The following is a 22,337-nucleotide window of genomic DNA, read 5'->3' as shown; positions in this document are numbered from 1 at the left end:
CTCACACAAACGATCTATGATCGCGGCCATGGGGCTTGCGGTCAGCGTCGGCAACCCGTGCACCGGCTACGACGAGGAGGGCGAGGAGCGCTACCGGCGGCAGTTCGAAGGGCTCGCCGCCGCCCTCGCCGCGGAAGGTCACGCGTGGACGCCGCCGGACGGGCCGCCGCCGACCGGGCAGGCCCGGCCGCACGTGGGCAGCTTCCCGTACTCGTGCCTGCATCACCTGCGGCGGGCCTACGCCCTGCACGTCGAGGGGCAGCCGGTGACGCCGGTCGTCGACGGCGACCTCAAGGACGCGGAGGGGTTCGTCGACGACGCCGCGTCGATGTTCGACTCGCACCTGCTGTGCCACTCCGACTGCGAAGGCTTCTACGTCCCGGTGCCGATCGCGGACCCCGTGTTCCTCGACGAGGGCCCCGGTGGCGGCATCGTCGGCTCCAGCCACGGCCTGCTCGAGGAGCTGCGCCGGGTCGCACCGCGGATCGGCGTCCGGCTGGACGACGACGGTTCGCTGAGCGACGCGGAGGCCGAACGCCTCGGCGCCGACACCGATCCGTTCGGGACCGAACAGATGGTGTGGCTGACGCTGCACGAGGCGTGCCGGGTCAGCATCGCGTCCGGCCATCCGATCGTGTTCCACTGAGCTCACCCCGGCACCCGGCGCACGACCCGCAGCAGGTACGTGGCGCGATCGAGCGGGTTGTGGTCGGTCCGGGCACGGGTCGGCGGCGCGCCCGTCACCGGCTCGTAGCGGTCGAACGCGGACTCCAGCACGCCTTCGCCGCGGGTCAGGCCGGGCAGCCGGACCTGCAGTTCGTGCACGGCGGCCGCCGGGATGTCCTCCGTCGAGCACGCAGGTCGCGCCGCGCGTGACGGTGCTCGACGGCACCGCGTGCAGGCGGGACAGGTGGGGCAGCAGCGCGCCGAGCTGGTCGGCCGGGGCCTCGAGGCGGAAGCGGTGCACCGGCTCGTGCACCACCGTGCCGGCCCGCCGCAGCGCGGTCATGAGAACCAGCGGGGTGAGGCTGCGGAAGTCGTGCCCGGTGCTCGACATGCTCTTGTCGAACTGCTGGTGCGCGTGGCTCTGCCGGGGCCAGTACCCGGAGCGCGTCATCGTCACCGTGCAGTCGGTGACCTTCCAGCCGTACAGACCCTGCTGGAGCGTGGCGGTGACGGTGTCCTGCACGGCGGTGAAGAACGCGGCCGGCATCGCGCCCGCCTCGACCTCCAGCCGGAACGTGACGCCGGCACCCGGCGGCGCCGGGTCGACCCGCAGGCCGATCGTGGCGAGGAACGGGTTGCCGTCCTTCTCCCCGATCTCCAGAGCCTCGCCGGTACCGGCGGGCCGCTCCACGCAGATCGTCGTGGTGTCCCGGAAGGTGACGTCGATGCCGTACTCCTCGGCGAGGGTCGCCTGGATGACCTCCTTCTGCACCTCGCCGTACAGCGACACGGACGTCTCGCCGCGCACGTCGTCGTGCCGGACGTCGATGAGCGGATCCTGCTCGGCGAGCTGGGTGAGCGCCGCGAACAGCGCGCCACGGTCACCGGCACGCACCGGCGCGACGACCGCCTCCAGGCTCGGCGGCGCGAAATGGCGCGCCTCCGCGTCGTGCGGCACCCCGATCTGGTCGCCGACGCGCACGCCGCCGAGCCCCCACACCTTGCCGATCCGTCCAGCCGTGAGGGCCGGTGACTCAACGGCGCCGCCGTCGTCGAACACGGCGATGCCGGTGATCTTCTGGTCGCCGTTCGGCAGGTGTACGCGTTCCCGGGTGCGGATCGTGCCGGCGAACATCCGCACGTACGCGATCTTCTCCCCGGCCGGGCCGCGCTCCACCTTGAAGACGCTGGCCGACGCCGCCGCGCCGGCGTCGCCCTCGGCCGCGGGCAGGTGGGCCACGATCCCGGCGGTGAGCGCGTCGAGGCCGGCGCCGGTGATCGCGGACCCGAAGTAGACGGGGTGCACCTCGGATCGGCGGGTCTGCGTGGTCACCGCGTGCAGGACGCGGTCGCGCGGCAGCCTCGTACCGTCGACGAACGCGGCCAGCAGATCGTCGTCGTGCTCGGCGAGGACGTCGAGCGGCGGCGGCGCCGGCACGAAGTCCGCGGCCCTGGTGCCCAGCCCGGTCGGGGCGCCCATCGGCACGAGCGCCGGGGTGAGGCGGCGGGCGAGCTCGCGCAGGACGCCGTCGCCGCGCGCACCGCCGCGGTCGATCTTGTTGACGAAGACGATCGTCGGGATCCGCAGCCGGCGCAGGGTCCGCAGGAGGATGCGGGTCTGCGCCTGGACGCCCTCGACCGCGGACACGACCAGCACCGCCCCGTCGAGGACGTGCAGGACGCGCTCGACCTCGGCGATGAAGTCCGGGTGGCCGGGCGTGTCGATGAGGTTGACGTTGACGTCGCCGACGGTGAACGACACGACCGCCGACTTGATGGTGATGCCACGCCGGCGCTCCAGCGCGAGCGTGTCGGTCTGCGTGCTGCCGTCGTCGACGGAGCCGGGCTCGTCGATGACGCCGGCGGCGTGCAGGAGCCGCTCGGTGAGGCTGGTCTTACCGGCGTCGACGTGCGCCAGGATGCCGAGATTGAGGATGCGCAAGGGGCGTCAGGTCCTTCAGATAGACAGTGGTGGCCATCTGGGTGAACACAGACGCGGCTCGCATCCCTGACTCCTTCGCTCTCGGACCTTCTCCACCTTCGCCCGGGCTCCATGGCGCCCGCAACCCGTTTTCACTCACTTGAGCGGGGCGTACCACTGGGCGCCGGTGAGCAGGATGCGGGTGGACTGCTTGCGGTTCCACTCGATCTGCATGCCGTGCCTGCGCAGCACGGGGAAGACCAGGTCGTCCAGGAAGCGCTCCAGGTCCGCCTGGTACTGAGCCTCCTGCTCGGCCTGCGGCAGGGCCTCGTAGGCGTCCTCGTCGAAGTCCTCGGGCGGGTAGGCGCCGTAGCCGAGGTAGACCGCGCCATTGGCGCTGGCGGCGAGGGACTCGGCGTCCTGCTGGTGGTACCAGAGGAAGCCGTGCCAGTGCCGGGAGTCGTCGCGCTCGTCGTGGATCTCGCCGGACGCGCAGGTGCCGCAGCAGCTGAAGTTCTCCCGCGCGACGACGCCGAGCTGGTTGAGCTCGGTGAACGCGGCGGTCAGGTTGCTCCGCACGGGGCCCCACTGCCGCTGCTGGTCCAGCCGCGCGTCGACGGCCCGCTCGTAGGCGGCGGCGAGCTGCTCGTCGGTGAGGCCCGCGCGCCGCTCGTCGTCGTCGAAATAGTCGACGAACCCGCCGGGGTCGTCCCGGCCCTGCACGATCCAGGACCAGATCTCGTCCTCGATCTCGCCGCGCTCGGGTTCGGCCACCTCGTCGGGCAGGAACCGGACGCCGGCGGGGCGGTCGTTGTAGACCCATTCGCTCATGCGGACGATCATGGCACGCCGCCGCACATTGACGTGCGTGAGTCGTCTGGGTCGACGCCCGCTGACGTCCTCCTCCGCTCGGCCTTTGCTCAGCCGAACGACGGTGCCTGGGCGCGGTCGGGCTCGATGAGCAGCACCACCCGGTCGCTGCGCAGCGGGTAGGGCGCGCCCGTGTACTTGGTGGCGATGCGGTCGATCACGCGCCACGCCTCGTCACCGTCGAGGACCTCCGTCACGCGGCCGCGGATCAGCGCGGTCGCGTACGGCTGGGCGTGGTCGACGATGGAGATGGCGACCCGCGGGTCCCGGGCGATGTTGCGGGCCTTGCGCGACCCCGGCCCGGTGAGGACGGCGAGCCGGTCACCCTCCCGGTCGATCCAGACCGGCACCGAGTGCGGCGAACCGTCGGGCAGCAGCGTCGCGATGTGGGCGTAGTTGACGTCCTCGACCAGGCGGGCGACGTCGGCGTCGAGCTCAGGCATGGTGGTCTCCGTCTTCGTATTCGTCGTGGGGGCGCAGCCAGCGCATGGTCTCGGTCTGCGGCCAGCCGGGTGGCGAGTCCTCCCAGGCCTCCTGCCGGCCGAACGGGGTGAGGTCGAGCAGGTTGAAGTCCAGGCGGAGCCGGTCCACGCCGCGGCCGGTGGTCGCATAGGTGCGGAAGACCTCGTCCCCGTCGCGAAGCAGGACGCTGAGGGCGAAGCCCTCGATGCCCAGATCGGCGTGGAAGTCGTTGCCGTGGCTCGAGTACCACGGGACCGCCCACTCCATCCGGCGCCGGACCGGCTCGATCTCCGCCTGCGGCGCGCGGGCCATGAGGATGAGCCGGGTGTCGCGGGCGGCGAGGTGTGCCTGCGCGTGCGGGGCGAGATTGTCGGCGAACGTGCTGCAGCCGGTGCACAGCCAGTCCTGGCCGGGCGCCAGCATGAAGTGGTAGACGACGAGCTGCCGCCGGCCGGCGAACAGGTCGGTCAGGCTCGCCTCGGTGCCGTCCGGCGCGACGAACCGGTACTGCTTGCCGAGCCGCACCATCGGCAGCCGGCGGCGCTCGGCGGCGAGCCGGTCGAGGGCGCGGGTGAGCTCCTTCTCCTTGACCAGCAGCGCGTCGCGCGCTGCCTGCCATTCCGCCGGCGTGACGACCGCGGGCAGCGACATGGCGACCTCCCTCAGTGGGTTCCCTGAGGGAACTCTATCGCACTGAGTCTCCTGAGGGAACCTATAGTGGTGGGATGCAACGCACCCAGTTCGCCGGCATGGCGTGCTCCATCGCCCGCACCCTCGACGTCATCGGCGAGCCGTGGTCGCCGCTGATCCTGCGCGACGTGTACGTCGGCATCAACCGCTTCGACCAGCTGCACGACGACCTGGGCATCTCCCGCAAGGTCCTCACGCAGCGCCTCGCCTGGCTGGTCGAGCAGGACGTGCTGGCCCGCCGGCAGTACTCGGACCGCCCACCCCGGCACGAGTACGTGCTGACCACGAAGGGCCAGGAGCTGTGCGACCTGCTGCTCGTCATGGCCGGCTGGGGCGACCGCTGGACCGCCGGCGACGCCGGGCCGCCGGTCCTGTACCGCCACCACGCCTGCGGCGAGATCGCCCACGCCGAACTGCACTGCTCCCACTGCGGCACTCCCATGCGAGCCACCGACGTCGACGTCCTACCCGGCCCGGGCGCCGCCCGATGACCCGCCCCGCGCGGCGCGTCCGGGTCAACCGATCCAGAGGTCGGTCAGGCCGTCGGCGCGCGGCGGGGTGACCTCGACCCCCTCGCCCGCGAAGAGCTCCAGCTCGCCGACCGCTCCGCTGAGGACGTGAAGCACGACGCTGACGTCGACGCCGCCCGATGCCGACACGGCGAAGTAGTCGTCGCGCCCGTTGGCGCTCAGCCGGGCGACCACGGCCGCAGGGACCGGCGGCCCGTCGCTGCGCAGCCCCACCGATCCACAGCCACACCGGCAGGTGGAGACCACGCACGCCGTCGTGACCTGCTCGCCGAGCGCAACGACATCGGCGAACTTCACCAGCCGCACCACCAGGGCACGCTCAGCCTCGCTGAGCGCCCTTGGCTGCGACAGCTTGACGAGCTCCGGGACCGACTCCATCACCACAGCACGGTAGCGCCGCCCGACGGCCAGATCTTGTCGTACCCGGGCGGCACAATGCTGGCGTTGCGATCGCTCACACCGTTGGCGCGAAGAGGGGATGGGTCGGATGCAGGTGGACCTCCAAGCCGTCCTGCCATCAATCGCGGCGGGCGCACCGCTGACGGCACGCAGTTCTTCCTCACCGCCACCAGAGCTCGCGCACGGAGGCCGTGACGGCCTCCAGCCCACGGATCGCGGCCAGAAGCGCGCTGCCAGTCGACGTGATGGGGCGTGACGGTTCACGGCTCGGGGTAGGTCTCCACCAGCCGTGCAGCCTCGACGCGGAGCTCGTCCCTCGTGAGGCCGCCGCCGAACATCGATGCCGCCACCAGGTCGAGAAACCGCACGAACGCGTCGGCGCCCGGTGCCGGCCGGTCGTAGGAAGGCAGGTCACGGCCGCGCCGTCGGGCGTTCCAGGCGCGGATGACCCTCGCGCCGGCGTCATCGCCGATGCGCCACGCGTCCCACCATTCGTCCTCCTGGAAGGCGAACAGCGGGTGGACCGTCTCCACGTGATCCAGACCGAGGGCATCGACCAGCCCCCACACGGCCTTGTCGTTGGTGTGCGTGCCGATCGCTTCGGCGATGCGGTGTGCCGGAGTGGGCAGGCCGGCGGCCGCTGCCCACCCGGAGAGGCTGTCGGCCAGGCCGGCCGGGTCGTCGTCCGGCACGTCGACGCCGTCGGGCAACGGGACTGTGCACTCCTTATGGTGATCGAACGGGCAGCGCCTCTCCGCCGGCGTGGTCGGGGAATCGACCTCACCGGCCGCGTACAGCAGGTCCCGGAACGTGGGACCCGTCCGCTCGGCCGCGTTCCTGAAGTGGGCCAGCCATGCAGATCCGGTGGGGAGCGCGCCACCGTACTGCAGGCAGGAACTCTCCTTGATCTCCACCGCCAGCACGGGTGCACCGGTGACCGCCGCCAGACGCGCGGGCCCACCATGAATGGCAGGCCACTCGTGATACATCGGCGTGTTCAGGTGTGCGAGTTGCCAGCCACCGCCGTACCGGTGCACCGCCACGAACCGGCTACCGACCACGGACCGCACCCCAGGCACGAGCGGCAGCAGCACATCGGACCGGGCGAGCACGAAGGTGCCGAAGAAGCCCACGTGCGACGTTGTAGCACCTCACGCCGAACCGGGGCGTCAAGGGCGGAAGGCGGGACGTCCGCGAGTGGCACGCCGAGGGGACGGCGTCGAGCGGCTGCTTCAGCGAGGCCGCTCGCCGTCACCTGCGAGCCGATCAGGCGCGGCGTGGCTGCTCGCCTTCAGCCTTCACGACCCGGTCGCCCACCTTGAGCTGGTTCCACAGCTCCCGGCCGACCTTGACGTCCACCTGCGTCCCGTCGTCGAGCCGGACCTTCAGACGCCGGTAGAGGTTGGAGCCGTCGAGCAGCCCGCGCGACTTCTTCGCGACGGTCCCGGTCCATGCGTCCGCGTTCGTCTTCATCGAATCCCCCTGTCGAACATCCACGGGTCGAACGGCCACTTCGAAGCGGTCATGTACCAACCGTAGGAGTCCGCGGGATCGGGCACACCCGTCGCGAGACGGGTCTTGCGTCTACGACTTGAGGATGAGAGCCGGCAGCGACCCGAGATGGCGCGGCCGCGGGTAAGGTGCAGGGGCATGGGGGACGGCTACACGGCGCGCTTCTCGCGGCGCTGGCGGGCCGTCGCCGCCGTGGGCGCCGTCGTCGTGTCGGTGCCGCTGCTCACTCCCGCACCGCTCGTCGTGGCCGGGGCCGCCGGGCGGACCGTGGCGGCGCTGCTCGTCCTCGCCCAGTCCGCCGGGTTCTGGTGGCTCGGGGTCCGGCACCGGCTCGGGACCGCCGTTGTGCTCGCGGCCGCCGCCGGGCTGCAGGTGCTGTACCCCGGCATGGGGCCGGGCCTCGTGTTTGTCGTGGTGTGCACGTACGCGTGGCTGCGGCCCGCCACCGAGACGCTGTGGGGGCTGGGCCTCGCGGTGCTCGCCGCCTGCGGGCCGGCCGTCGCCCGCGGTCGCTGGGCGATGGCCGGGCTGTGGCTCGGCGGCGTCGTGCTCGCCTGGAGCTGGGGCGCGCTGGTGCGGGCCCGCGGCGCGCGGCGGCTCGCCGAGCGACGGCAGGCCGTGCTCGAGGAGCGGGCCCGGATCGCGCGTGAGCTGCACGACGTGCTCTCCCACACCGTGTCGGTCATGGTCGTGCAGGCGGCCGCGGCCGACGACGTGTTCGACGCCGACCCGGCGCGGGCCCGCGAGGCGCTGCGGCGCACCGAGCAGGCCGGGCGGCAGGCCCTCGCCGAGCTGCGCTGGTTCCTGCGCACCGTGCGGGCCGATGACGAGGGCGACGCAGCGGCGCACGCGGCGCCGCAGCCGGGCCTCGGCGACGTCGAGCGGCTCGCCGAGACGGTGACTGCCGCCGGGCTGCCCGTGACGGTACGCCGGGAGGACACCGCCGCGGACGTGCCGCTGGCGGTGCAGCTGTCGGCGTACCGGATCATCCAGGAGGCCCTGACCAACGCGCTTCGGCACGCCGGCGCGGGCAAGGCCGAGGTGGTGATCCGCAGTGGACCTTCCGAGGTGTCCGTCGAGATCCGCGACGACGGCCGCGGCGGCTCCGGCGCCGGCGCCGGACAGGGCATCCCCGGCATGCGGGAGCGCGCCGCGCTGCTCGGCGGCACGCTGCGGGCCGGGCCGGCGCCCGGCGGCGGGTTCGAGGTGGCGGCGCGGCTGCCCACAACGGTCGCGGCGGCGGCAACGCGGGAGCACAACCGATGAGTGCGGCGCAGCGGAGGTGACGACATGACGATCAGGGTGCTGATCGCCGACGACCAGGCGCTCGTGCGCTCCGGCTTCCGGATGATCCTCGAGGCCCGCGACGACCTCGAGGTGGTCGGCGAGGCCTCCGACGGCGAACACGCGATCCGGCTGGTCGAGCAGGTCGGGCCCGACGTGGTCCTCATGGACGTGCGGATGCCCGGCCTCGACGGCGTCGCGGCCACCGCGCGGCTGACCGGTCGGCCCGGCGCGCCACGGGTCATCATCCTCACGACGTACGACCTCGACGAGGCGCTCTATGCGGCGCTGCGGGCGGGCGCCAGCGGGTTCCTGCTCAAGGACGTCCGCCCGGCCGACCTCGTCGAAGCGATCCGGGTCGTGGCCCGCGGCGACGCCCTGCTCGCGCCGAGCGCGACCCGGCGGCTGCTGGACCGGTTCGCGGCCACCGACGTGACGCCGCCGGCCGCGCCCGGTGCCCTGCAGCAGCTCACCGAGCGGGAGCGGGAGGTGCTGATGCTGCTGGCCCGCGGCGCCGCCAACGCCGAGATCGCCGGGCGGCTGGTCGTGTCCGAGGCGACGGTCAAGACCCACGTGTCGTCGATCCTGCGGAAGCTCGGCGTCCGCGACCGGGTCCAAGCGGTCGTGCTCGCCTACGACCTCGGCCTGGTCCGCCCCCGGCCCTCCTCCTGAAGTCGTAGGCGCAGGACCCGTCGCCGGTTGGAGGTGCACGCGCCGCCGCGATCCTAGCGTCGGTGGCATGATGACACCGCAGCAACGCCGAGCCGTGCGCGTCGTCGCCGGCCTGCTTGTCGCCGGTCTCGTGCTCGGCGTGGCCTTCGCGGCGCTGACCCTCCTCTTCCGCGGCGACGTCCTGGCGTACCAGCAGGACCGGCACCCGCACGCCGAGCCGGCGGCGCTCGCCCGCACCCTGTGGACACGGCCGATCCCGATCGTCGTCGTCGCCGGGCTGTACGTGTGGGTGGCCCGCCAGCTGCTGGCCGGCGCCCACCGGGCGTACCGCCGGGTCCGCATCGTGTCGGTCCTGGGGTTCGTCGCCGTCGGCTGGCTGTTCGTGTCGGCCGAGTATCCGGCGTGGCTGCGCGTCGTGCAGGGCGTCCAGCTCGCCGTCCTCGCCGTGCTCATCGCCGCCGTCAACCGGCCCGTGGTCCGCGCCGCGTTCCCGCCGGTGCCCGACCCGCGCCCGCGCAACCGCCGCGCCGCGCTGCTGCTGGCCGTCCTCGCACCGGTCGTCGCCGAGGTCACGCTGGGCACGGTGCCGCTACGGCTGGCCTGGGCCTGGCTGGTCTTCGCTCCCGTCTACAGCGCAGGTGCTCTGCTCGTGCGCGAGGTGGTCCGCCGCACGGGCGGCGGCTACCCGAACCTGCTGCTCATGGGCGTCGCCTACGGCCTGCTCGAGGAGGGCCTGGCCCTGCAGAGCCTGACCAGCCCGCACCTGTACCACGCCGCCGACTGGGCGCCGCGGCTGCTCGGCGTCAACACCGCCTACACGGAGCTGAACCTGGTCTACCACGCGGTCTTCAGCATCGCCGTCCCGGTCGCGCTCACCGAGCTGTGCTTCGCCCGCCACGGCACGGCGCCGTACCTGCGTCGCGGCGGTGTCATCGCGGCCGGGGTCGTCACCCTGCTCGGTGCCGCGCTGCTGCGGCTCGCCGTCCCGCCGAGCGAGGATCTGGGGTACACCATGCCACTGCCCGCCGTCCTGGGCATCACCGCCGCGATCGCCGTCGTGGCGACACTCGCCCTGCGGGTGCGCGTCCCCCCGGCGCGCTCCGCCGTGCCGCCCCCGCCCGCCGTTCTGGGCACCCTCACGGCGGTGGCGGCGCTGGTCTTCCTCGGCGCGATCTGGCCGTTCGCGGGAGCGCGGCAGCCGCTGTTCACCCACGGCACCTGGGCGCTGCTGCCGATGGCCGGCGCCGCCGCCGTGGCCGCCACCACGCTCGTCGCACTGCGCCGCTGGTCCGCTGCCGGCGGCTGGACCTCCCGCCACACCGTGGCGGCGTGCACCGGGGCGCTCGCCGGGCACACCGTCTTCGGCCTGATCGGCAACTCCGACAGCCTGCCGGACCGCGTGTACCTCACCGTGGTCACGGTGCTCACCGTCATCGCCGGCGTCGCGGCGGCGAAGCGGCTTCCCGCCCCGCCCAACGGCTACGACGCCACCGGGCACCACTCGTGAGCACCAGCGCCGCAGTCGTCGGCGGATGCGCACGCCTACTGCTCGGCGGCGACCTCCTCCTTGCGCCGTGCCAGGTATCCGGGCCAGTCGGCACGTGCGGCGACCACGTCGTCGATCGACAGCTTGATCACACCGCAGTGCTCGAGATCGCCGTGGCGAGCTCCGCATCGTCGAGCAGGGCGGTGATCCGGTCGGAGGGTAGGCGTGGGCAGCACTCCCCACAATGCGTGGCAATGCTGTCGGGGCAGGTCGGCCGGCTCCATGAGCCGCTCGTGCTCGGCGATCGACGCGGCCGCGGCCGCCGCCACCTGCGGGTCCGGGTCGGTCAGCAGGATCCGCAGGGCGTCCCGCCAGGCATACCGCGCCGCGAACCGGCGCACCCGCGGGTCAGGGTGCCGGGCGGCGACGAGCTGCCGGGCGGGGTCCGCGTTGAACAGCTCCTCGAAGAGTTCGACATCCTCGATCTGCAGATCATCCGGCGGGTCGAGCAGGTCCGTCATCAGCCGGAACAGCGCCTCGTCGGACAACGGCGGCTGCTGCCTGTCCCTGACGAAAGCCCACGCCCGCACCCGCCAGTCCGGGTCACACAGCAGCCTGTCCCGGATCCCCACGTCCAACCGCGCATACCCGGCGATGACGCTCCGGACCCGGCGCGACGCGTGGCCGGCCATCTGCTCCTGCAACGCCAGCGGCAGGTCGGCACGGGTCCAGAGCCCTCCGGCAACCGGTTCCGGCCAGTCCCGTAGCAGACGCGCCAGCACGTCGAACGGCACTGCCGGGTTCGCCGCCAGTCCGCGCAGCACGAGGTCCCGCTTCACGCGGACGAGCGTATGCTCGCCGCCGTCGCCGTGCCACCGACCGCGGGAAGACCCAGGCCGCCATGCACTGCGGTGCGTCACCGCCGCTCAAACCGCGAGCACGCCAGACGCGGCAGATCCGCGCACCGGGCGATGAGCCAGATCTCCTTGAGGCAAGCTGTGGAGGACGTCTGCGGCAGATGAAGTGGGTGACGACGGTGGAACAGCTCGGCCAGCCGAATGCACAACTGCGGTTCAAGTGCCCGGTCGACCCGGTCGGCATCGATGACGCACTCGCCGTCGCGAAGGGGTTCTCCTGGACGGACCTGCCGATCAACGGGCTGCGGCACCCTCGGACAGAAGGGCTGTCCGGGTGGTACCTGTGGTCGTCGGAGACGTTTCCAGAGGCCGACGACGCGTTCGAGGTGCACCACGTCCGGCACCTCACGGATCAGCACCCAGAGCTGCTCGCCTACCTCGCTCTGCCCGCCGGATGGCGATTTCTGCTCGCTCCCGGTTATGAAGACGTCTGGCCCGACGACTCCTTGTTCGACGTCTGACGCGACATCCGCGCCCCCAGTCGGTCGTGCCGGCCGGCGGAGTTCGTCGAAGCGGTGCGGCGCTACGACGCCGGCTGGGCCAAGGAACCGAGCCCGTGGATCCTGCCGGACGTGGAGCGCAGCCCCTAGTAGGGCGGCACCACCGCCGGCGTCTCCAGGCCAGGCCCGGCCAGGCACCGATTCCCGGTTGCGATCGACGCGTGGACGCACCTGCCTCAGCGGCCGACATTGAAAGCCGTTCGTCCAATCATCGGAGGGCGGCGGACGGGGCTACATTCATTGGCAGGCAGATCACGCGGGAGGCGGCGTGCTGGTCAGCGACGTGATGTCAGCGTTTCCGGCGTACATTCGGCTCGGGGCCACCATCCGGCGGGCGGCGGAGCTGGTCAGCGTGTCGGAGGTCGGGCAGCTCATGGTGCTCGACCACGACGGCAGGTTCGTCGGCTCGGTCGGCGAGGAGGAGCTCGTCCGCGCCATGCTGCCGAGCTTCGACGAGGTCGCCGACGGCGGGGGCAGCCTCGACGACGCGTTCCGGCTGTTCCTGGAGAAGGGGCGGTCGCTGGCCGAGCGGGTCGTCGACCCCCTCGTCGCACGCGACACCGCCACCGTACGGCCCGGCGACGAGCTGGCCCGGGCGGCCGTGGTCATGGTCGACCGCGGGATCCGGCGCCTGCCCGTCGTCGAGCGCGGGACGCTCGTCGGCACGCTGTCGCGGGCCGACCTCTGCCGTGCGGTGATCTACCATTCCTGACGTCCGGCTGGTCCTCGTCGACCGGCACACCGGGGAACGCACCGAACGGGTGTGCGCGCTGCCGGCCACGCTCGGCCGCGACGGCAAGGTGGCCTCGGTGGTGCTCGACGACCGGGACGTGTCGCGGCGCCACGCCCGGCTGGAGGCGGCCGGCGACGCGTTGCAGGTGACCGACCTGGGCAGCACCAACGGGACGTTCGCCGGTGAGGTGCGGGTGACCCGCCGATCGCTGGCCCCCGGCGAGGTGCTGCGCATCGGGCGGTACGAGATCCACTGGCTCTTCATCGACCCCGACGCGACGGCCTTCATCGACCCGGGTGAGCGGACCTCGCTCCGGATCGTCGGCCCGCCCACGATCCCGGCCAGGGCGGTCGTCGACAACGCCGAGGCGTACAACCGGCGGGTAGGGCACGAGCTGGACGGCTTCCTGTCCCTCGCGCACGGCTTCCTGCCGGTCGAGCCGCCGCTCACCGCGTTCCCGGAGTCGCACCGGGCCTGGGACGACATGACGGGCCGGCTGCCGGAGCTGTTCCGCCGGCTGGCGCTGCGCCGGGCGTTCGACGCGCTGCCGGTGCTCGACGCGCGGCCCGAGGCGCTGCCGGACCGGTACCTGCTGCGGGCCTCGACGATGCTCGGGGTCTTCGCGCACGCGTACCAGTACATGGCGGTCGATCCGCCGAAGGCGCTACCGGAGTCGTTGCTGCGGCCGTGGACCACGGTGTCGCGGCGGCTGGGCAAGACTCTGCCGGCCGTGTCGTACATCGACCTCTTCTTCTACAACTGGCGGCTGAAGGACCCGTCGGGCCCCCGGGCCCTCGACAACCTCGACCTGCTCGTCCCGACCTGGGACAACGCCGCCGAGCGCGTCTTCTACCTGGTCACCACCGAGTTCGCGATGGGCCTGACCCCGGTGCTGGGGGCGATGCTCGACGCGCAGGAGGCGGTGGTCACCGACGACCCGGCCCGGCTGGAGCACGCGCTGCTGGTCATGCTCGGCGGGCTGCGCCACGTCACCGAGGCCGTCTATCCGCAGATCGACCCCAACCCGCGCGGCCGGCACCCGCTCGACCAGGTGCTGTGGGCCAAGACGGTCGGCACCGCGGGCGTGCCGATCTTCGACGGCGCCCCGAGCCCCAGCGGCACCGCACAGCCGCACTTCCACGCCATCGACGCGTTCCTGGAGCGGCGCGACTACGGCTCGCTGGTCGGCCAGCAGAGCGTCTACCTCGCCGGCTTCTTCCCGCGGCACTGGCGCGAGCTGGTGGCGGCGCTGCGCGAGGTGTCCGTGCGGCAGTACGTCGAGCAGACCCGCAGCAAGGCGCTGCGCGGCGTCTACAACGCGGTCCTCGACGCCTACACCGGCGACCGGGGCTGGATGGGACTGCACCGGATCAAGGCCTACGGCTTCCTGGAGGTGGCGTTCAAGGTCGGCCGTCAGGTCACGACCGGGGCCCGGTTCACGGGGCTGTTCAAGGACCGCACGTGGGACCAGGTCGACGCCGAGCTGGCCGTGGTCCGCGACGAGCGGCGCCCGCCGGTCGGGCCGCCGGTCGTGTTCGGCACCGCCCGCCGCGGCCGGGTCGTCACCGCCGAGCACGGCGCCTGGACCTGCTACCTGGAGCTCGACGTAACCGGCCAGGGCGTGCAGCACCAGCCCGGCGACCGGGTCGGCATCCTCGCCGAGCACGACGACGACCTCGTGACCCGCACGGTCGCCGCGCTACAGGCCGGTGGCGACGAGCTGGTCCGGCTGACCCCGGCCTGGCAGGCGGCGGTGGCCGGCCGGGCCGGCTACGACGGCGACGTCGACGTGCTGCCGCTGCGCACCCTGCTGCGCTTCGCTCAGCTGCGCCCGATCGGCCGCGGCGTGGCCAAGCGGCTCGCCCGGCTGAGCGCCGTCGGGTCCTGGGGGCGGATCGTGGACGCCCGCATGGAGGACCAGTGGGAGCTGTGGGACGTGCTCAACCTGCTGCACGCCGGCGGCTGGGACGTCACCCGGCTGTGGAAGGCGGACCCGGGCGAGCCCGACGCGTTCTGCGCGGTGATCCCGCCCGAGCCCTTCCGGCTGTACTCGATCGCCTCCGCTCCGCCGCCCGGCGGCCCCGTCACCGCGCTGCACCTGGTCGTCGGCGGGCTGGAGTACACCTCGGCCCGCACCCCGTGGTCGTACCCGCGGAGCCGGCGCGGGGCCGCGTCCCACTTCCTGCGCAGGGCGGGCCTGGAAGGCCGGGCGAAGGTGTCGCTGCGGATCGTGCCCACGCCCCGGTTCCGGCTGCCGGCAGACCCGGCCCGGCCCGTGCTCATGTTCGCGGCCGGCTCCGGCATAGCCCCGTTCCTCGCGTTCGTCGCCGCCCGCACCGGGGCTGCCGACGCGGCGGGTGCCGACCGGCTCTACTGGGGCCTGCGGACGCCGGCGGAGTTCGTCGAACACGACGGGCTCGACGCGGCAGCCGCGGCCGGTCGGCTACGGCTGCACGTCGCGTTCTCCCGGGCCGACGCCGCCGTCGGCTTCGACGGGCGGCGCCACGCCGCCGGGGACGGACGGCGGCACCGGGTCGACGACGCGGTGCGGGCCGACGCCGACGCGCTGCGGGAACTCCTGCGCCCGGCGGAGGAAGGCGGCGGTGGAGCACACGTCTACATCTGCGGCAGCGCGGACTTCGCGGCCGCCGTCGTGCGGGCGCTGACCGACATCGTGCCCGGCGACGGGCAGGAGTTCCTGCGCCGCCTCGTCGCCGAGGGACGGCTCGGGGAGGACGTCTTCACCACGTACCTCGGCCACGCCCAGCAGGGGCCCCGCTTCGACGTGTCGGACCTCGCCCGGCGCAACACCCCGGAATCCGGCTACTGGATGGCGATCGGCGGCGCCGTGTTCGACGTCGGCGAGTTCCTGCACCTGCACGTCGGCGGACCCCACATCATCCGCAACCATGCCGGCCTCGACGCCACCGCCGCCTACCGCAAGGTGCTGCACCACACGCACGACGAGATCGACGCGCAGCTCGCGATGTACCACATCGGCCACCTGCGCCGGCTGCGCTTCGGATCCCGCTGGGGCGTCGTGCTGACCGAGGAAGGGCTGCGCTCGCTGCCCCTGGAGGAGCTCTTCCGGGCCTGGGTGCGCCTCGTGTACCTCGTGGTCGGCATGGAGAACGCGCTCAGCGCCGACTACGGCTTCACCGCGGCCACCGCGACGGCCGGCGAGGACCCGACCGAGCTGACCCCGTTCAAGGCCCAGTACGTGCTCGAGGCGCACCGGCGGTTCCTCGTCAGCTACCTCGACGGGCTGCTGCAGGAGGACCTGCGGACCCTGTGGCGGCAGACGGCCGGATTCTGCGACCCGCGTCAGGACGTCCGCGCGTACGACGCCGCCCTGGCCGTCCTGTCCGGCACCGCCGACGCCGCGCTGGTCCTTCACAGCGGCCCGGCGGTACGCGAGATGCTGCTGACCGGCGAGGACCACCGGCGGGTCACCGCCCTGTGCCACACCTACGCCCACGCCGACGTCCAGCTGCTGCGCGACGTGAAGAACGCCCTGCTCGACGGCGTCCGTGCCTTCGAGGCGCACGAGGCCGACGTCGTCGAGCGGGCCGGCGCCGAGCTGCTGCGGGCCGCCCGCGCGCCGCTGGACGTGGTCGCGGCGTACCACCGGCGCCTGGCCGGGCAGACCCGCGGCCACGGCATCACCGCCGCGCCGGGCGAGGAGCCGATCCCGGCCGACCGCGGTCTACCCGGCCACGGCGGCCCGCCACTCACCCCGGCCGGCGGAACCCGGTGACTGCCTGAGGCGGTCGAACTGAACGGGGTGCTGACCGGTTGTTCCCAGTGACCTGGTGGAGCGCCTCGGGGGGATTGCCGCGCTGCGGGCGACAGGTGCGTTTCGTGTCGTAGCCCAGGCCGGCGGCGGGCAGCGCCACGCGGCAGACGGTGCCGGCGTCCGCCGGACGACGCATCAGCATACCTAGATAATACGTATTATCGTCTTGACTGCCCGGAGTGCGCCCTCCACCATTCGAGAAACACGCCGGTAACACGCAGCGGCAGGAGGGCCACATGGCGTATTGCTACGACCGGCCGGCATCCGCCACCGTCCGCGGCGTGACCGTCCACTGTGGAACCCCCGGTTCCGTTGCCACACCCCTGGTCGATCTCCACCGTTCACCGTTCATCACCCGGACGGCCTGTCGTGCCTGCCCTGCGGCCGCTGCCAGCGGCGCCGTGGGGACACCGTGCGACGTCGACCACCGTCCACAAGGGAGCTATTTGTGACATCTCAGCGCCTTGTCCGTCGTACCGCCTACGCTGCGGCTACCGGACTCGTCACCGCCGCCCTCGCCGCGAACCCGGCCGCGGCCGCGTCACCCACCGGCGCCCCGTTCAGCTTTCCCAGCTTCACCTACGCCGGCACTGCGTTCGACAAGAGCCAGCTGAAATACAACCCGACGAACGAGTTCATCTTCCCCAGCGTCATCCGCGCGGCCGACTACTTCGCCAACCCGCTCGGCGCCTACTACCTGTACTACGCGCCGCACGAGCGGCCGGGCGGCATCTCCCTGGCCTACTCCGACTCCATCAACGGCCCCTGGACCGAGTATCAGAGCAACCCGCTGGTCTCCAACACCTGGCTGCCGTACTACAATACGGTCAGCCACATCTCCTCACCGCACGCCATCTGGGTCGAGGGTGAGCAGAAACTGTTCCTCTACTTCCACGGCGAGAACTCGATCACCCGGTACGCCACGTCCGACGACGGCATCCACTTCGAGTACGGCGGCACAGCAGTCCAGCGCGACGCCAGCACGGGCGGCGAGACCTCGTACGCCCGCGTCTTCGAACAGGCGATCCCGCGGCTCGGCAGCCGGTACCTGATGCTGTTCATGGACAACCCGATCAACGCGCTCCCCGGCCCCACCGGTCCAGTAGCGCGGCGCATCCGCTGGGCCGTCTCCACCGACGCCCGGAACTGGACGATCCAGCCGCAGCCGATCGTCACCCCGCAGGACGCCGAAGCCCCCAACGCCTCCGGCCCGTTCTACCTGCGCTGGCAGGGCCGCAACCTGGTGATCTTCCACGCCGCCGACGGGAACATGCACGCCGTGGACGTCGGCGACGACTTCGACCAGGAGATTCACCTCGGCGTGGTGCACGACTCGATGACGGCCGCGCCGGACCTGGGCCGCTCCGCGGCACCGACCTTCTACTTCGACGGCACCACCGTCCACATGTACTACGAGGCCGGCGCCCGTCTCACCGCCACCATCGGGCACGCGGTCGCCACACTGGACGAACCGCTGCCCGAGCGGCCGCTGAACTGCACCGTCGACCGGCCGCGGCTGTGGCCACCGAACCACCGCATGGCCGACGTCAACATCAGCGTCGACCTCCCGGACGGCGTCCTCGGACCACGCGCGTTCCAGCTCGTCGACGTCACCGGCGGCGACGCTTCGGACGTCACGGGGTTCGTCCCGGGGCAACCGTCGCTGACCGGGCAGCTGCGCGCCGAGCGCGCCGGCAACGGCGGCGACCGGGTCTACACGCTGACCTACCGCGGCCACGACGAGATCGGCCGCGCGGCCGGCTGCACCGTCACCGTCACCGTTCCGCACGACCAGCGGCAGAGCCAGTGAGCGCCGCCGCGACGCGCCCGAGCCGGTAACGATCGGGGTTTGAGCAGGCCCGGTGCGCGGGCCTGCTCAACCGCCTCAGCGGGGTCCGTTGCGTTGAGCGTTCCCACGTCAGGCAGCCTTGAACGATGAAGTACTCGAGCCGTCGGCGTCCGTCCCTGCCACCTCGGTCGGCGTTCGCCGGATTCCGGTTCCCGCCCGACGTCATCGTGGTCGCGGTCCAGCTCTACCTGCGGTACAACCTGTCCTACCGCGACGTCGAGGAGTTGCTGCTCGAGCGTGGTGTCGAGGTCGACCACGTCACGTCTTCCGCTGGGTGCAACGCGTCACCCCGCCACTGGCCGACGCCGCCCGGCTCGGCCGGCACGCACCCGGTGACAAGTGGTATGTCGACGAGACGTACGTGAAGGTCAGCGGTGTCTGGCGGTACGTGCACCGGGCCGTCGACCAGGGCGGCCAGGTCATCGCCGTCCTCGTCTCAGCCCGCCGCGACGCGGCCGCGGCACGGCGGTTCCTTCGTAGGTCGATGGCCATGTTGAAGGTGCGGCCCACCGAGGTGGTCACTGACGCGGCGCCGGTGTACCCGGCTGTGCTCGATGAGCTGGTGCCGTCGGCGTGGCACCACGTCGAACGGCATGCCAACAACCGGGTAGAGGCCGACCACAGCCAGGTCGCCGTCCCGCATCTCCCGAAGTGCGAGACGAGCCGTCGTCAGCACCGTCATGTACGTCAAGCTAGAGAATTGATGGACATCAAACAGAACCTTCGCCGACTCGCTGTCGTGGCCGCGCTCGCCGCCATCGGCGCCATCCCCGTCCCCGCGGCGGCGCAGGCCGTCGATCCGATGCCCCCGTGCGCCGGGCCCGTCCAGATCACGTCGCTGACCTTCAACCCGGTGAAGATCCAGCCGGGCCAGGGCTCGACCCTCACCATGACCGCGCAGAACTGCACGGCCCAGGAGCAGCAGGCCTCGTTCTTCACCTACGGCCGCTTCTACCGCGGCGCCGACACCGGCAGCATCCCGCCCGGGTGCCCGGTCATCGACCCGCTGCCGCCGCGCACGGTCACCATCGCCCCCGGCGCCACCTTCACTGCGACGCAGGGGTACTCCACGTTCGCGAGCTGCACCGCCGACCGCCTCGACGGCACCGTGTCGGTCACCGTCGGGTCGGTGACCACACACGCCACCGCGACGCTGCTCATCGCGCCCGCGCCGACCTGCGCGGTCGCCTACCGCACCACCAGCAGCTGGGCCGGCGGGTTCGTCGCCCAGGTCACCATCTCCGCGATCGGCACCACGCCGGTCCAGGGCTGGGGGCTCGCCTTCGCCTTCGGCGGCGACCAGCACATCACGAACGCGTGGAACGCCACCACGGCGCAGAGCGGGGCGGCCGTGACGGCGCGCAACCTGGAGTACAACACCAACATCGCCCCGGGCGGCAGCACCGTCCTCGGCTTCATGGGCACCTGGCAGAACAGCGACGCGCCGCCCACTGCGTTCACGGTGAACGGTGCGCCCTGCCAGACCCGCTAGGCGAGGCAGCTCGACGTTGATTACCGCGCTGATCGGCAGGGCGGCCACAGGGCTTGCTTGAGCCGGATGCGCGGAAACGCGCACGTCCGGTTCTGAGGGGGCCACGCGCAGCAATGCGCGTGGCCTACCCGGTCTGGGCGTGGATCGTCGACAGGACACAGTCGCCGGTCGGTACGAACCAGTCGATGAGTACCGCGCCACGTACGGCCCCCACGTACACGACCCCGAGGGCCATGCCGAACCCGGCAAGGCTCTCGGGCCAGTGACCGACGACGGTGAGCGCCGGTTCGTCGACCTAAGCGGCTAGCGATGCGCTCGCTCGGCGGTGCCATCAGAGTGCGTGGTGCCAGCCTTTCGACTCGGCGTAGCGAAGCGCTCGGGTGCCGGGCGGCGTCTCGCGAGTGAGCGGGCACTCAGCGGGCGGGAACCGGCTCGGACGACGGCCGCCACTCCCGCCTGATCAGCCCGTACACCCACGAGTCAGAGACCTCGCCGTTCACGACGCAGTCTTCCCGCAGCGTCCCTTCACGCACGAAGCCGAGCTTCTCCAGCACGCGGGCAGATGCCACGTTGCGCGTATCGGTCTCAGCCTGGACTCGATTCAGTTCCAGCGTGTCGAACGCCCACCGCAACAAAGCTCGCGCGGCCTCCGTCGCGTAGCCGTGGCCCCACGCTGCATCGTTGAAGCAGTAGCCCAGCGACGCGCTGCGGTAGTCCGGATTCCACCGGGTCAGACTGCACCAGCCGATGAACGCCCCGTCGCAGTCACGATCCACGGCCAGCCGCACCCCGGTGCCCTCCTCTGCCATCTGCCGGCAAGCCGTGATGAACCGCTCGGCGCGCACGCGTTCGCTCCACGGCGGCGCGTCCCAGTAGCGCAGCACGTAGGCGCTGCTGTGCAGCGCGAAGAGGTCGTTCGCATCCGCGTCGTCGAAGGGACGCAGTCGAAGGCGAGCGGTGTGCAACGTGGGGGCGGGCAGCGAAATGTACGCCATGTTCCCTCCCGTGACCGGTCGCCGATCAACTAGACATCCGATGCCGGCCACTCGCAACGGGTTTTCTCGGCGGGCAGACAGAACAACGTGCACGCTCATCGGCAGTTCAGTGAACGCCGGTCTTCTCCGGGCTTGCGCATCCCATACGGAGAGTCACACCGGCGCCGATGGCGGTGCGCTCGCTCGGCGGCATGTCCGTGCACCCGATCAAGCGGCTTTGACGGCCGTGACGCTCGATTGGCGGCGCAACGTACTGGATTTCCCCCGCCACCTTCTACCAGGCCGTGACGTACTGTCGCGGGCGTGCTCTTCGTCTACCGGACGCATTACGAGGGTCCGCTGAGCCTGCGGGTCCGGCAGATCCCCGACGCCAGCGTGTTGGACTGGTTCCGGCGGGGCTGGGACTGCGACGATCCGTGGGACTGGATCGACGCGGAGCTCGGCGGCCACGTGTACGGCCTCGGCTCGATCTTCGAGGCTGCGCGCGCGAACGGACAGCCCCCGCCGCAGACGGTCGGCGAGCTGGGCACGCTGCTGCGCGCTCAGCGGTACGTCGAAGGCGGCACCGACGACGTCCGGCTCGACGAGCACAGTCTGCGCGTGCGTGACGACGACGACGAGGTCGAACTGGCCTACTTCTTCCTCGACGACGAGGTGGTGGCAGCCCGCGGCGACCGGCTCGCCTACCTGCTGCACTCCTGGCCGCTGCCCGGCGACGCGGGCGCGCCGGCGGCGTTCGACCCGGGCTGCGCGGTGACCGTCGCGACACCGGCCGGTCGCAGCGACGCCACGACGTACGCGGTGTTCCTCACTCACTACGACGGCAGGACCCTGGCCCGCATGGCGCCGCTCGCGTTCCCCGGCGTCGACCTGCCGGGCGTGGCCGGTCACCTGCGCACCGCCGACCCCGGTGACGACTGGCCGGAGGAACTGCTCGTGCTGCGGGCGCTCGTGGCGCCGGACGAAACCACCGTCGAGCCGGCGCTGCAGCGGTGCAACCACTGGCCGGGCTTCAACCTCAACGACACCCCGTGGCCGCGGGGCATGCCAGACGCGCACGCCGCCGTGCACCGTGAGGCTGTCGAACTGATCGAGGTTGGCGAGTGCACCCATGAGCGAAACCCCGACGCGTCCCTGCTCCAGGTCGCCGAGCACCTCGCCCAGCTGGCGATGCACTGCAACGAGCCGTTCGGCTACCAGCAATGGTTCCTGTTCGACACCGCCTGGGCGGCCGCACATCCGGACCTGGCGCGCTCGCTGCTGCGGTACGCCGGACACTGGGACCCGCTCGACTGAAAGGCCGTCCTACCGAGACGTTCCAGCAACCGGAGGCGATGACATGACCGGCCGGCCGGCGACCCTCGACGAGCTGTTCGGTGACGACCTGTCTCACCAAGGAACCCGCTACTCGGCCACCCCCGAACGTAAGATCAGGTGCACTGTCTTCGGCAAGACAGGAAGCGTTAACATCGCCGAGCCGCGTCGCTCGCTGTGACGTGCACGGGCCTGCCGCCGCGCACCAACGGCGGCAGATCCGTGCACCTGATCATGCTGCCATGCGGC

General features: G+C 72.0%; 20 protein-coding genes. 11 read left to right on the top strand and 9 right to left on the bottom strand.

From position 1 onward, the window contains the following. Position 1: 1 nt before the first annotated feature. The 4 genes from ACFY3L_RS23110 to ACFY3L_RS23095 all read right to left on the bottom strand — a co-directional run bounded on the left by ACFY3L_RS23110 (position 2) and on the right by ACFY3L_RS23095 (position 4,570). A complete protein-coding gene (locus ACFY3L_RS23110; protein WP_389327467.1) occupies positions 2 to 2,608 on the bottom strand; it encodes a GTP-binding protein in 2,607 nt (868 codons plus the stop codon). Between the two features lie 135 nt (positions 2,609 to 2,743). Continuing rightward, on the bottom strand, positions 2,744 to 3,418 hold the full coding sequence (locus ACFY3L_RS23105; RefSeq protein ID WP_389327464.1) for a DUF6891 domain-containing protein: 675 nt from the start codon (positions 3,416 to 3,418) through the stop codon (positions 2,744 to 2,746). 89 nt (positions 3,419 to 3,507) lie between these two features. Continuing rightward, positions 3,508 to 3,900, bottom strand: coding sequence for a pyridoxamine 5'-phosphate oxidase family protein (locus tag ACFY3L_RS23100; protein ID WP_389327461.1), 393 nt, complete (start codon positions 3,898 to 3,900; stop codon positions 3,508 to 3,510). Next, positions 3,893 to 4,570: a DUF899 domain-containing protein gene (locus ACFY3L_RS23095; protein ID WP_389327458.1), complete on the bottom strand. Its 678-nt coding sequence runs from the start codon at positions 4,568 to 4,570 to the stop codon at positions 3,893 to 3,895. Before ACFY3L_RS23095 ends, ACFY3L_RS23100 begins: the two co-directional genes overlap by 8 nt. Before the next feature lie 74 nt (positions 4,571 to 4,644). On the opposite strand from ACFY3L_RS23095, the gene ACFY3L_RS23090 reads away from it, so the two are divergent. Beyond that, positions 4,645 to 5,100 (top strand): winged helix-turn-helix transcriptional regulator, encoded by a 456-nt coding sequence (locus tag ACFY3L_RS23090; RefSeq protein WP_389327455.1) that lies wholly within the window; start codon positions 4,645 to 4,647, stop codon positions 5,098 to 5,100. A 24-nt stretch (positions 5,101 to 5,124) separates the two neighbouring features. On the opposite strand, the gene ACFY3L_RS23085 is transcribed toward ACFY3L_RS23090, so the two are convergent. From ACFY3L_RS23085 to ACFY3L_RS23075, 3 genes are all read right to left on the bottom strand, one after another. After that, entirely contained in the window at positions 5,125 to 5,520 is a 396-nt protein-coding gene (locus tag ACFY3L_RS23085) for a hypothetical protein (protein ID WP_389327452.1), read from the bottom strand. Positions 5,521 to 5,798: 278 nt separating this feature from the next. Beyond that, positions 5,799 to 6,581: a hypothetical protein gene (locus ACFY3L_RS23080; RefSeq protein ID WP_389327449.1), complete on the bottom strand. Its 783-nt coding sequence runs from the start codon at positions 6,579 to 6,581 to the stop codon at positions 5,799 to 5,801. Between the two features lie 223 nt (positions 6,582 to 6,804). Further along, positions 6,805 to 7,011, bottom strand: coding sequence for a hypothetical protein (locus tag ACFY3L_RS23075; protein ID WP_389327446.1), 207 nt, complete (start codon positions 7,009 to 7,011; stop codon positions 6,805 to 6,807). A 177-nt stretch (positions 7,012 to 7,188) separates the two neighbouring features. On the opposite strand from ACFY3L_RS23075, the gene ACFY3L_RS23070 reads away from it, so the two are divergent. The 3 genes from ACFY3L_RS23070 to ACFY3L_RS23060 all read left to right on the top strand — a co-directional run bounded on the left by ACFY3L_RS23070 (position 7,189) and on the right by ACFY3L_RS23060 (position 10,513). Further along, complete coding sequence (locus tag ACFY3L_RS23070) at positions 7,189 to 8,316, top strand: sensor histidine kinase (RefSeq protein ID WP_389327443.1); 1,128 nt, start codon at positions 7,189 to 7,191, stop codon at positions 8,314 to 8,316. A 24-nt stretch (positions 8,317 to 8,340) separates the two neighbouring features. Next, positions 8,341 to 9,006 carry a response regulator gene (locus tag ACFY3L_RS23065; protein ID WP_389327440.1) on the top strand — a complete coding sequence of 222 codons (666 nt, stop codon included), beginning with the start codon at positions 8,341 to 8,343 and terminating at the stop codon, positions 9,004 to 9,006. A gap of 67 nt (positions 9,007 to 9,073) precedes the next feature. Further along, positions 9,074 to 10,513 (top strand): hypothetical protein, encoded by a 1,440-nt coding sequence (locus ACFY3L_RS23060; protein WP_389327437.1) that lies wholly within the window; start codon positions 9,074 to 9,076, stop codon positions 10,511 to 10,513. 35 nt (positions 10,514 to 10,548) lie between these two features. Here the strand turns inward: ACFY3L_RS23060 and ACFY3L_RS23055 are convergent, their stop codons facing one another. After that, the gene (locus ACFY3L_RS23055) at positions 10,549 to 11,331 is read right to left on the bottom strand and encodes a hypothetical protein (RefSeq protein ID WP_389327434.1); all 783 of its coding nucleotides are present in this window, start codon (positions 11,329 to 11,331) and stop codon (positions 10,549 to 10,551) included. Between the two features lie 188 nt (positions 11,332 to 11,519). Here ACFY3L_RS23055 and ACFY3L_RS23050 point away from each other — a divergent pair, with 188 nt between their 5' ends. The 6 genes from ACFY3L_RS23050 to ACFY3L_RS23025 all read left to right on the top strand — a co-directional run bounded on the left by ACFY3L_RS23050 (position 11,520) and on the right by ACFY3L_RS23025 (position 19,779). Beyond that, positions 11,520 to 11,870 carry a hypothetical protein gene (locus tag ACFY3L_RS23050; protein ID WP_389327431.1) on the top strand — a complete coding sequence of 117 codons (351 nt, stop codon included), beginning with the start codon at positions 11,520 to 11,522 and terminating at the stop codon, positions 11,868 to 11,870. A gap of 307 nt (positions 11,871 to 12,177) precedes the next feature. Then, positions 12,178 to 12,621: an HPP family protein gene (locus ACFY3L_RS23045; RefSeq protein WP_389327430.1), complete on the top strand. Its 444-nt coding sequence runs from the start codon at positions 12,178 to 12,180 to the stop codon at positions 12,619 to 12,621. Between the two features lie 49 nt (positions 12,622 to 12,670). Further along, positions 12,671 to 16,399 (top strand): FHA domain-containing protein, encoded by a 3,729-nt coding sequence (locus ACFY3L_RS23040; RefSeq protein WP_389327427.1) that lies wholly within the window; start codon positions 12,671 to 12,673, stop codon positions 16,397 to 16,399. Positions 16,400 to 16,886: 487 nt separating this feature from the next. Continuing rightward, entirely contained in the window at positions 16,887 to 18,248 is a 1,362-nt protein-coding gene (locus tag ACFY3L_RS23035; protein WP_389327424.1) for a hypothetical protein, read from the top strand. Positions 18,249 to 18,373: 125 nt separating this feature from the next. After that, positions 18,374 to 18,652 carry a hypothetical protein gene (locus ACFY3L_RS23030; RefSeq protein WP_389327421.1) on the top strand — a complete coding sequence of 93 codons (279 nt, stop codon included), beginning with the start codon at positions 18,374 to 18,376 and terminating at the stop codon, positions 18,650 to 18,652. Beyond that, positions 18,562 to 19,779 (top strand): DDE-type integrase/transposase/recombinase, encoded by a 1,218-nt coding sequence (locus ACFY3L_RS23025; protein ID WP_389327418.1) that lies wholly within the window; start codon positions 18,562 to 18,564, stop codon positions 19,777 to 19,779. The genes ACFY3L_RS23030 and ACFY3L_RS23025 overlap by 91 nt, the downstream gene beginning before the upstream one ends. Positions 19,780 to 20,192: 413 nt before the next feature. On the opposite strand, the gene ACFY3L_RS23020 is transcribed toward ACFY3L_RS23025, so the two are convergent. Further along, on the bottom strand, positions 20,193 to 20,774 hold the full coding sequence (locus ACFY3L_RS23020) for a GNAT family N-acetyltransferase (RefSeq protein ID WP_389327415.1): 582 nt from the start codon (positions 20,772 to 20,774) through the stop codon (positions 20,193 to 20,195). 303 nt (positions 20,775 to 21,077) lie between these two features. On the opposite strand from ACFY3L_RS23020, the gene ACFY3L_RS23015 reads away from it, so the two are divergent. After that, entirely contained in the window at positions 21,078 to 22,070 is a 993-nt protein-coding gene (locus tag ACFY3L_RS23015; protein WP_389327412.1) for a hypothetical protein, read from the top strand. Positions 22,071 to 22,337 lie beyond the last annotated feature (267 nt).

The sequence above is a fragment of the Dactylosporangium sp. NPDC000521 genome (assembly GCF_042898305.1).
Classification (GTDB): domain Bacteria; phylum Actinomycetota; class Actinomycetes; order Mycobacteriales; family Micromonosporaceae; genus Dactylosporangium.
The sequence above is the reverse complement of the archived record's forward strand: the minus strand, read 5'-3'. Positions and strand labels throughout refer to the sequence as shown.

What these genes read in the sequence shown, in the direction of transcription:
- ACFY3L_RS23105 (WP_389327464.1), bottom strand. Translation starts at nt 3,418, where the DNA reads ATGAGCGAATGGGTCTACAACGACCGCCCCGCCGGCGTCCGGTTCCTG.
- ACFY3L_RS23100 (WP_389327461.1), bottom strand. Translation starts at nt 3,900, where the DNA reads ATGCCTGAGCTCGACGCCGACGTCGCCCGCCTGGTCGAGGACGTCAAC.
- ACFY3L_RS23095 (WP_389327458.1), bottom strand. Translation starts at nt 4,570, where the DNA reads ATGTCGCTGCCCGCGGTCGTCACGCCGGCGGAATGGCAGGCAGCGCGC.
- ACFY3L_RS23090 (WP_389327455.1), top strand. Translation starts at nt 4,645, where the DNA reads ATGCAACGCACCCAGTTCGCCGGCATGGCGTGCTCCATCGCCCGCACC.
- ACFY3L_RS23075 (WP_389327446.1), bottom strand. Translation starts at nt 7,011, where the DNA reads ATGAAGACGAACGCGGACGCATGGACCGGGACCGTCGCGAAGAAGTCG.
- ACFY3L_RS23070 (WP_389327443.1), top strand. Translation starts at nt 7,189, where the DNA reads ATGGGGGACGGCTACACGGCGCGCTTCTCGCGGCGCTGGCGGGCCGTC.
- ACFY3L_RS23065 (WP_389327440.1), top strand. Translation starts at nt 8,341, where the DNA reads ATGACGATCAGGGTGCTGATCGCCGACGACCAGGCGCTCGTGCGCTCC.
- ACFY3L_RS23060 (WP_389327437.1), top strand. Translation starts at nt 9,074, where the DNA reads ATGATGACACCGCAGCAACGCCGAGCCGTGCGCGTCGTCGCCGGCCTG.
- ACFY3L_RS23030 (WP_389327421.1), top strand. Translation starts at nt 18,374, where the DNA reads ATGAAGTACTCGAGCCGTCGGCGTCCGTCCCTGCCACCTCGGTCGGCG.
- ACFY3L_RS23020 (WP_389327415.1), bottom strand. Translation starts at nt 20,774, where the DNA reads ATGGCGTACATTTCGCTGCCCGCCCCCACGTTGCACACCGCTCGCCTT.